Source organism: Waddliaceae bacterium (genome assembly GCA_018694295.1).
In the GTDB taxonomy this organism is placed as follows: Bacteria; Chlamydiota; Chlamydiia; order Chlamydiales; family JABHNK01; genus JABHNK01.
In genome coordinates, this window is the sequence record JABHNK010000028.1 from 1 (window position 1) to 9,799 (window position 9,799).

Annotated in this window: 9 protein-coding genes; 3 read left to right on the forward strand and 6 right to left on the reverse strand. The window is 45.3% G+C overall.

From position 1 onward, the window contains the following. Positions 1-186: 186 nt before the first annotated feature. The 4 genes from HN980_03270 to HN980_03285 are packed head-to-tail and all read right to left on the reverse strand — an operon-like array spanning position 187 to position 4,431. On the reverse strand, positions 187-1,410 hold the full coding sequence (locus HN980_03270) for an ABC transporter permease (GenBank protein MBT6928498.1): 1,224 nt from the start codon (positions 1,408-1,410) through the stop codon (positions 187-189). Next, positions 1,403-2,590: an ABC transporter permease gene (locus HN980_03275; GenBank protein MBT6928499.1), complete on the reverse strand. Its 1,188-nt coding sequence runs from the start codon at positions 2,588-2,590 to the stop codon at positions 1,403-1,405. The genes HN980_03270 and HN980_03275 overlap by 8 nt, the downstream gene beginning before the upstream one ends. Next, a complete protein-coding gene (locus tag HN980_03280; protein MBT6928500.1) occupies positions 2,587-3,327 on the reverse strand; it encodes an outer membrane lipoprotein-sorting protein in 741 nt (246 codons plus the stop codon). Before HN980_03280 ends, HN980_03275 begins: the two co-directional genes overlap by 4 nt. 15 nt (positions 3,328-3,342) lie before the next feature. Further along, positions 3,343-4,431, reverse strand: a complete 1,089-nt coding sequence (locus HN980_03285) for a D-alanine--D-alanine ligase (GenBank protein MBT6928501.1) — start codon at positions 4,429-4,431, stop codon at positions 3,343-3,345. A 126-nt stretch (positions 4,432-4,557) separates the two neighbouring features. Between HN980_03285 and HN980_03290 the strand changes: the two genes are divergently transcribed. Continuing rightward, a complete protein-coding gene (locus tag HN980_03290) occupies positions 4,558-4,947 on the forward strand; it encodes a hypothetical protein (protein ID MBT6928502.1) in 390 nt (129 codons plus the stop codon). A 263-nt stretch (positions 4,948-5,210) separates the two neighbouring features. Beyond that, on the forward strand, positions 5,211-6,005 hold the full coding sequence (locus HN980_03295) for a hypothetical protein (protein ID MBT6928503.1): 795 nt from the start codon (positions 5,211-5,213) through the stop codon (positions 6,003-6,005). Between the two features lie 180 nt (positions 6,006-6,185). Here the strand turns inward: HN980_03295 and HN980_03300 are convergent, their stop codons facing one another. Together HN980_03300 and pgsA are read right to left on the reverse strand one after the other, a co-directional pair. Further along, positions 6,186-7,166, reverse strand: coding sequence for an adenosine kinase (locus tag HN980_03300; protein ID MBT6928504.1), 981 nt, complete (start codon positions 7,164-7,166; stop codon positions 6,186-6,188). After that, positions 7,163-7,768, reverse strand: coding sequence for a CDP-diacylglycerol--glycerol-3-phosphate 3-phosphatidyltransferase (pgsA, locus tag HN980_03305; protein MBT6928505.1), 606 nt, complete (start codon positions 7,766-7,768; stop codon positions 7,163-7,165). The genes HN980_03300 and pgsA overlap by 4 nt, the downstream gene beginning before the upstream one ends. A 389-nt stretch (positions 7,769-8,157) precedes the next feature. On the opposite strand from pgsA, the gene HN980_03310 reads away from it, so the two are divergent. Next, positions 8,158-9,799, forward strand: a 1,642-nt coding sequence (locus HN980_03310) for a hypothetical protein (protein ID MBT6928506.1), incomplete at its 3' end; no start/stop codon positions are given.

The following is a 9,799-nucleotide window of genomic DNA, read 5'->3' on the forward strand; positions in this document are numbered from 1 at the left end:
CCCCTAGAACCCCGAGGATTTTTTGTCTTTTGGGAGCTTGGGGGTCTGGGGGAAAATCCCCCAGCCAGATTGTTTTCTTTCTCCGTGTCCTCTGTGTTCTCTGTGGTAGAATGTCCTACTCCGAACTTTTTAGGGAGCTTCACCTTCGCAAGTTCTATTATCTGTTACTCAACTTTGAACCATCTCCTATTTTCCTATCTGTTGTAGTGCTTTTACCGGTATCGTCCTTGCCGCCGATATCGCAGGATATATCGCTGCTGCGACGGTGAAGACGAAGACCACTGCTGGGAACGTCACCACCTGCCTCCAGTGGAAGACGGCATATATTGGCTCGGAGAAGGTCACTCCTGCGACGTTGAGTCCTGCGTAGCTTATTCCTGTGATTCCTACTATCGTCACCAAAGTCATCCCTATTACCGTGCCGATGATAACGCTAAGAGCCGCAAGGGCGCCGGCTTCGATGATTATTAGAGCGAAGAGCTGTAGTGGGCGTGTTCCTATGGCGCGGAGGATTCCGAACTCCGTGGTACGCTCGAAGATCGACATGAAGAGGGTATTCATTATTATGAATATCACGAGGGTAAAAAGGATAGCTTCGATGGTGATGATGCTGTAGTCTATCATTTCGAGCATAGCCGACAGTGAAGGCATAAGATCCTTCCAGCCTAGCGCCTCGTTTTCTCCCGCTGAAGCTTCAGCGAAAAAATCCTCTGAAGGAACGGTATCATCGAAGAGTATCGCTATCTCATGGATGTCGTCGCCGATGCCGAGCATCTTCTGCGCTGTCGGTAGGACGACGAACGCTGTCGTCTTGTCGAGTGAAGGGTCGCCGAAGTTGAAGATCCCCGAAACCTCAAGGAGGTCCTGCATAAGGTCGCCGGTATGTGCCTGCGCTACCGTTACGACGATATGGTCTCCGATGGCGACGTCGAGGTCTTCGGCGACGTCATAGCCGAGGAGTATAGCGCGTTCGTTGCCGTCGAGGAATACCCCAGATGTTATTGCGCGATGGATGCTTGAAATTTTACGCTCACTGTCAGTGTCGATGCCATACAACGCCACCGAAGAGGCATTGCGTGGCGATGTCAGCATACAAGGCGACACCGCCCTCATGGTATATGCCGCGACGGCAGGGGACTCTTCCAAAAATCTTATGGTTTCTTCGCTGTCATTGACAGTATTCTCGACTTCCCTGGTGAGCCTGAACCCTTCAGCATGGACTTGCGCCTCTCCGAGGAACGTCGTCGTAACCCTGTGGGTGATATTTTCTTTCATGCCGATAAGGTATGCGTCGAGGAATATTAGCGCAGCAAGGCCTATCCCTATGACGGTAGCCGTTAGGAAGGTTCTTCTTTTGTTGCGGAAGATATTACGGGCACCAAGTTTTATAAGCTGTAAGATCTTATACATGTCTCATGGCCTCCACAGCAGGTTTTCGTAGTATCCCTATGGCGGGGAATATGCTTACTATCAACGATGTCGCCATTGTTAGGGCGGCAGGGACAGCGAAGACAGTAAAAGATACCGCACTGCGGTATGTTGAGAACATGACACCGCCGAACTCTATAGGCTCGGAAAGGGCGATGCCGTATTCTGCCAAAAACCAGTTGGCGATAAAGGCGGGGATGGCACCGATGATGACACTTATCGTCGTCAACAGAAACATCTCCGTGATGATAAGCTTGAAGATAAACGCTGGTGACGTCCCCAGCGCCTTAAGCACACCATATTCCCTGGTACGCTCCAGAATGTCCATAAGGACGCTGTTTAGTATGCCAAGAGCAACGATAAGCATGATGATGCTAAGAGATACCCACATGCCCTTGATGTCCATAAGCATGGCGTCGTAGAAGCTCTTCTCCACGACCTGCCACGGCTGTATGTCGAGGGTTGCATCGCCGATACTTTCCCGTATTGCTGTAGCATACTCTTCGGCATGGTGGTACGAGTCTGTCATTATGGCAATCTCATGGACTCTAGACCCCAAAGAAAGAAATTCCTGCGCTGTAGCAATGCTAAGATAACATAGCATCATACCTTCTTCGTCTTTGACGATGCCAGATATCGGGAAAATGTCGTTGGCGATAGACCCGTCGGCACCTTGGCTGATGAGGACGATGTCATCGCCGACAGCAACTTTCATTGTTCTTGCAAGACTCGCCGTTATCACAGCACCTTCTTCAGAAAAAGTCCCTTCCGATAGCTTGGCGGCAAGGGTCGTCGTCTTAAATTCTCTGTCGAGGTCGATGCCAAGAACCTGAGTGCCCAAGGTTTTATTGTTGCCAAAAGCCAGCGCCGAAGAATACACCCGCGGCGTCCACGACGTCATAAAAGAAAGCTCTGGGATATCAACTTCATCGATGGTCTTATAAAGGTTGGGCTTGTCGAGGTAGTCGCTATGGTGTATCTGTATATGCCCGGTATGGCTTTTCGTGAATATGTCAATGACTTCGCTGTAGCTGCCCTCAGAGACGCCGATCGACAGCGACAGAAGAAAGAAACCTACGGCAATAGTAAGGCCCGTAAGGATAGAACGACGCTTCTGACGGAAAATGTTACGAAAAGCAAAGCGTACGAAGAGCATCTTCATTGTTTCTTCCTCAGATTTCGTAATGTGAAGGTGTCGTCAGGAACCTTTTCCCCAAAGGTAGCATCATGGTAGCGGATAACAGTAGTGTTGTTATCCTTTATTAATGATATCATCGTCAGAACAGTAGGAATCCTTTTGCCGCCAAGCTCCTTAATATCGCTAAGCGTTAACACACGTATCTTGGCGCCATGCTCGTCGTAATAAACCTGCTCCAAAGGCATAGAATCTTCACGGCGTACAAGAAGACGTATCTCTCCCCATAACGATACCGTCCCTTCGCGTGGCACCAGCGAAATCATTATCAGACTATCGGCGAGGGCGGCGTCTTCGACGAAAGAAGCATCGTAATCATCGAGGAGCGACGACTCCCTAACGAGGTCATCATTGGTGAAGTCCGACCCCATCCACGAACCCATCATCATCGACGGCGGCACTTTTATCACCTTGTCGATCTTGGGGAAGTAGTTCCACATCTCATTTCCCTTCCTCAGAGTGGTGATACCGCGGTCTTTCTTCGGAGATGTTATGGTGATAAACGTATCGTCCATGCCGCGTGACCACACATCCATCTCGAGCGTACGCTTCCAGTGCGGCGTCGTTATCATCATCGATACCGTCGCTTCGCTGTAGTCGCTACGGAATAAAGTGTCGATACGTTCTACGATGTTGTCGATGTCGGCACCATAAGCAGTGCCAAAGACACACATAGAAAAAATTAATGCTTTTACAAATTTCATATTTCTCCAACAGCGTTATATATTACTCATCGATAATTGATGCTCAACGTTAATACTACCCGTCTTTTTTGCTAGGGCGCTTTCAACCAGACAGTTTAGCAGCTCTTTATATTGCAGGCCCGAAGCGTCCCATATTTTAGGATACATGGATTTTATACCAAGACCAGGAGACGTATTCACCTCTAGAACATAGTAACGGTTTCCGGGCTCCAAAATAAAGTCGATCCGTGCCATTCCCGAGCATCCCAAAACTTGAAATGCTTTAAGTCCGGCAAGACGCATCTCCTCTTTCAGCTTACTGTCAATCATGGCAGGCACTTTTATATGTCTTTCGGAATTTTGGAAATATTTCTTTTCAAACGTATAGTACCCATCCATATCAACAATTTCACCTAACTCAGACGAGACAACAGGAGACTCATCACCAAGAACGGCTACTTCCACTTCTCGTCCCTGTATGGCGGTTTCTATAATGATTTTACGATCAAAACGCCCGGCTGCTTCAATCGCTTCGTGAAATCCATTTTCTTCAAAAACCTTTGAAACCCCGAAAGAAGACCCCTGGCGGGCAGGCTTTACGAAAAGCGTGCTGCCCAGACGTGATATAATTGATCTATAATCAACCGGTTCATTGATGTCTATAACAATTCCATCGACTACAGGTAGTCCTGCCGACGATAACAATCGTTTGCAGATATCCTTATCTCTTCCAACTGCCACACCGACCCAGTCAGAGCCAACGTATGGTGTCCCTAAACTATCTAGAAATCCCTGGATAGGATCATCCGTCAATGGAAAAAATAGATCAATAGGTTCAAGGGCCGCTACCGTAAAAATGTCGGCGCTATTCTTCGATATAAGCTTCATTACCGGGATCAGTTTATCACTCTTTTCCTCAACTAAAACATCAAAGGTTTTTTTGTTAAGTTCATCGTTTTCAATATCGACCTGATACCATATACCCGACTTGGCTATATAAATAATCTTTGTGAGATGACCCAACGATGATAAACCATTGACAACATCCTTGACAGCCAACAAATCGACACCATGCTCAGCACCGGTTCCTCCGCATAATATACCTATTTTTAAAGGTAAAGGCATAACTTCATTTCCTCACTATGCGGCTACGCCGCATTTCAATGCTCAATGATATAAGGTGACTATAATACAAAAAAATATTATATACAAAAGTATAATCTCACAAAATCAACAAGGGAGGAGAGAGAGATGAAATATCTTAAAGCTTTTATCGCAGGACTTGCGCTGCCAGCAACAGCATTACCTTTAATGCTTATAATTACCGCATTAGCAGGAAAAGGTTATATCGTGTCAATATTCGCGATACATATGCTTCCACTAGTATGGGGATTATGGAACGTCCTTCACGCCGTAGGACATAAGAAAAAATGCCCAGTATGTGGCAACCCCACAGTAATGGGAGCAATCCTCGGACTAATAGTAGCACTATATGCCGTCTTCGTAGTAAGGATAACATTCGTTCTCGGAATAAACCCGCTGTTCACATATTGCCCCGTCATAATGGCTCCTATAACATACGCACTACTATGGCACTACGTAGTAAAACCACTCAACAAAACCTTCGGCGTATATAAATAATAGTCAAGGTCAAGGGCTCCGCGCCCTTGACAATCCCCGGCAAAGGGAAATTTTCCCTTTGCAAACCCACGACAAAGAAAAGGGCTGCCCTTTGCTTTGCCTCTGCCGTCAAGCGATGGCGATGAGAGGGTTATATTCGTGATGTGGATAGATCCAATGTGTTATTCGACCCACAAATCTATCAAAGAAACTGCAGGATTGTTAGACAATAAAGCCTTAAAAAGCGAAAATGTTTTTTAAACAAACCATGATCTAATATCCAAATGAATTTAAGTTATCAAAAAGAACTAAACCAGCTAGCAGAATTACTAAATTTTGGGGCTGATTGCTTTGCTAAGCAAAAAATCGAACCTAGCCGAATAAGAAGAAGAAAACAATTTTTTTTAGCAATGACGGTTGCAGCTTTTAGTAATATAGAAGCCATTTATAGTCTTTGTAAAGAAAAACGATCTCACCCCTGTTTGATTCTATTACGAACACTATATGAAAATTATATAAACGCAAAATTTTTATTTTGTTCTCCGAACTTAAAACATTATTATATACTCGTTTTGGACGACTTGCTTGATAGAAAAAAACAATTCTATGATGCTGTTGATTTTCTAAAAACAAATCCTAGCTATTCTTCAAGCTGCACTGAAATAAAAGACTTAGAGCAGGCATTAAAAGAAACAGAAAAGCGGATAAAAAAGACTGAAATTAAAATTAATAAGTATTCAGGAAAATCAACCCTTGATATACGAGGGCGAGCTCAATACATTGACGATTACAACAAACGTAATGGTATTAAATCTAAATCAGTAAAATGGATATATGTCTGGATTTATAGGCAATTGAGCTCTTCGGTTCACCTAAAAGAATCTGCTCTTCAAGATTTTTTTGAACGAAAACTAGATGGAAGTCTCGTTGTTTACTTAAGTGGAAATCCAGCCGACATAAAAAGAATACTAGAAGAGGCCTATAATTTATTGCGTGGAATCATAAGCATGTTTTTAACCGTTTTTGAGAAGAACCATAAGAACCCTTTGAAAGCAGAATTCAAGAAAATTTATGGATAAAGAAGTTTGGTTTCAGGCTTGAGTCTAATCCTGACACCATACAAATGATCCTATCTCTCATCATCATCGCGTAGCGATGGTGATGACAGCAAAGGCAAAGCAAAAGCCGAGGAAGCTTGCTTCCTCGGCTTTTGCTTTGTCGCGGGGATACAAGGGGACAGGTCCACTTGTCGAGGATTGTTAAGGACGCGTAGTCCTTAACACTATGTTTTGCCATGAGGATTGTGATATTTCAGCGCCGAGGGTTTGTACTACGGCGTTACCTGTTATGGCGCCGTATTGTGCGCATGTTTTCATGTTTTGGTCTTTTAGGAGTCCGTAGAGGAATCCGCTGGCGAAGAGGTCTCCGGCGCCTGTTGTATCTAGTGGGTGTTTTATTGGGATGGCAGGATAGTGGCTTGTTGTGTTGTTGTGAGAGACGTAGCAGCCCTTTTTTCCTACTAGTGTTATAGCGGTGTCGCACATCATTCCGAGGTGTTGGCATGCTTCTTTTGGGGGGAGCCCTGTTATTGTTTTCATCTCGTCTTCGTTTCCGAAGATTATGTCTATGTAGTTTTCTAAGAGGGACATGATACGTTCTTTGTAGCGTTTTATTATCTCGAAGCTTGAGAAGTCGAAAGATACGAGGGCTCCGGCGTCTTTTGCTAGCTCCATAGCGCGTTCTGTGAGGTTGTGATGGTCGAGGGTATATCCTTCGATATGGACGAGTTTCACGCCGTGGAACATCTCTGCGGTAAGGTCTGCGCCTCTCGTCTCCGCCGAAGCCCCCAGATATGTACGCATGGTGCGTTGTCCGTCGGGTGTTACTAGGCACAAGACTATTGCCGAAGGGGTGTCTGTGTTGAAGAGTACTGGTGTTATTTCCAGGTCTTCGAGGCCTTTCTTATAGGAGGCTCCTTGTTTGTCGTTGCCGACTTTTCCTGCCATAGCACAATGGATGCCTAGGTGTGATATCCCTTTTATTGCGTTGGCGGCGCTGCCGCCGGGGACTTCGATGGCCTCGCCACTGCAGCTGGTGATGATGGACACGATGTCGTCGTGTCCGACGAGTTCCATCCCGCCTTTCTCTCCTGGTACTGTTTCGAGGAAGTCTTCTGAGACCTGCACGACGAGGTCTAAGATACAGCCGCCGAGGCCTAAAACTTCATATTTGTTGCTCATAAAACGTTCCTTTTTTTGTATGTTAACATAGCTTTCACATGCATCCTGTTGGCGTAGACATATTCCGCGCCGGAAAAGAGGGCATAAGCCGCTACGACAGCAACGACGTACATGGCGACGTCCTGCAGCGTCTCGGTAGAAAGATACCCAAGAGAGTGCGGTATCATCATCAGCAAGATAAAGAATACCGCTATTGACTGCAGAAGGGCCTTTATTTTGCCGCTGACCCTCGCCGCCAGGGCTATGCCACGCAGAGCACATACCGTCCGCAATGTGCTGATGACGGCGTCGCGGTATATGAAGACGAAGACCAGCAAGATGGGAAGGTCTACGACGCCGCGGGTGAAGGCCAAGAAGACGGCTATCCTCGAGATGCTGTCGGCCATAGGGTCTAGGATCTTGCCAAGGTCGGACACCTGATTGTATCTTCTGGCACAAAAGCCGTCGGCGAAGTCCGAAAGCTCCGATATTGCGAAAAGCGTCAGCAGTATATAGGGCAGCCATACGGCAGAGATCCCCAGCCACTGGTGCGCAAGATATATCACCATAAATAGAGGGCTTATAAAGATACGCAAAAAGGTGAGATACGTCGCTATGCCCATAGAAGCTCCAAGAGTTTTCACACAAGATAACGCCTACAGCCGAAAAAGACAACGATAATAGACAAAACTCCTTGATTTCATATAAATAAAACTTTTACAAAAGTGTTATATAGACATAGGAATAACTTATGGACGATAGAATTGGCAACATCATACACTCGATAGGAGCGCGAGGCTTGCAGCAAGACGCAAAAGCAGAAGACCTCTCCTCGGTAGACGCCACTATACGAGACCTCGAAAAAGAGGTGTTTTCCGGCGAGACAACAGAAGCGCCTTCGGACGACCTTATGCAAAAGGTGTCCAACATAGAACCAGGTCCCCAAGATAGCAAGGCCACCCAAGCTCTTAAGAGGGTTAAAGACATCCTACATTGTAGCAAAGTATTGGCCATGGGTGATGATAAAGCACAGCAAGAGCTGGAAAATATCGGCGACCTTACTTTGCGCATAAAAACATCGGCTCATCTTAACATGCCTTTAAAGGACGAGCTTTTTGATAAGAAAGAAATACAGCATGTTGACGAAGAGGGGAATACGTTGCTGCACATTCTCGTAAAAAACGGCGACATAAAAACAATACGATGGGCTATACGTCTCGGCATAGACGTTAACAAGCCTAACAAAGCCGGCGAAACACCGCTCGATATTGCCGCTGTAAACAAAAACGTCGAGATGGCTAAAGATCTTATTGATAATAGAGCCAAAGAGGCCTCTTTGCCAACGATATTGTTTTTACGAGATGTTTTGCCGGCAAAAGATTTTGATAAAGCGGTCAGCAAACAATGGGATTTTCACCAAGGAAAGATCATTACTCGTTTGATTGAATATCTTCAGCTGCGCAATCCTGAATTGTGGGGCAAAAAAGGGCGTAAAAAAAAATATTTAGAAATGGGTGTATGTCACGGCCTTACAACGCTATACTGCTATTACCAGTTTCTAGGCAAAGAAAATGTCTTTTTTGAGCGGCTTAACAAAACTTTTTCTGTAGATTTTGACAAGATGGGGTATTTAAAGGACACATGTTATTCCGATTTAACAGAAGACCAAAAAGAGTTGGAGCATCTATGTAACGATGTTCTTTATCTTCATAAACCTTTACAAAGTGGTGGACAGTCATATCCCGCAAGGGATCTTTCCTTCCTTTCGGATACAACGGAAATAAAACCTATTTCTTCTCGATTTTATTTTGCAGCGACATTTTCGCGTGATGTCAAGACCAGTAAATATGAAGGCCTCATAACGGTATTAAGCAGAATTTTATTCGCCGATACCGACAAGCCAAAATTCCTATTTCTTAGCACGGGAGACCATAAGATAGGAATCTTTTGCAAAGAAAATAAATGCTTTTTCTACGACCCTAATAATAAGCATATTCCGCCTTCTTTTGATATATCAACTCCATCATATAAAGGGATTAGACAACTCGTCGCAATGTTAATTGCAGTTACCTTTGCAGGGCAAGATACCGTGACATTAGGGATAGATGTCATTGCTCAAGAAGATTTGCCCAAAACAGACATGATAAGTTTGCATGAACTATACCAAACAAACGGTTTGCATCTTGCAGCAGGAGATCGTGGATTTACCCCTCTTTGGGTAGCAGCCCAGAATGGTCATGTAAAAGCTGTAGAAATTTTAGCGGATGCTTTAATTAAAAAGAGTGCCTCTGTTGATGCGCCCAATAACAAAGGCTTCACCCCTCTTTGGATAGCAGCACAGAATGGTCATTTAGAAGTTGTGGAAGCGTTAATTGGCAAGGATGCCAAGGTTGATGAGCCTGGTAAAGACGGCGTCACCCCTCTTTGGGTAGCAGCCCAGAATGGTCATTTAGAAGTTGTGGAAGCGTTAATTGGCAAGGATGCCAAGGTTGATGAGCCTGATAAAGACGGCGTCACCCCTCTTTGGGTAGCAGCCCAGAATGGTCGCGCAGAAGTTGTGAAAGCGTTAATTGCCAAGGGTGCCAAGGTTGACAAGTCCAACAACAGCGGTCGCACCCCTCTTTGGGTAGCAGCACAGAATGGTCATTTAGAAG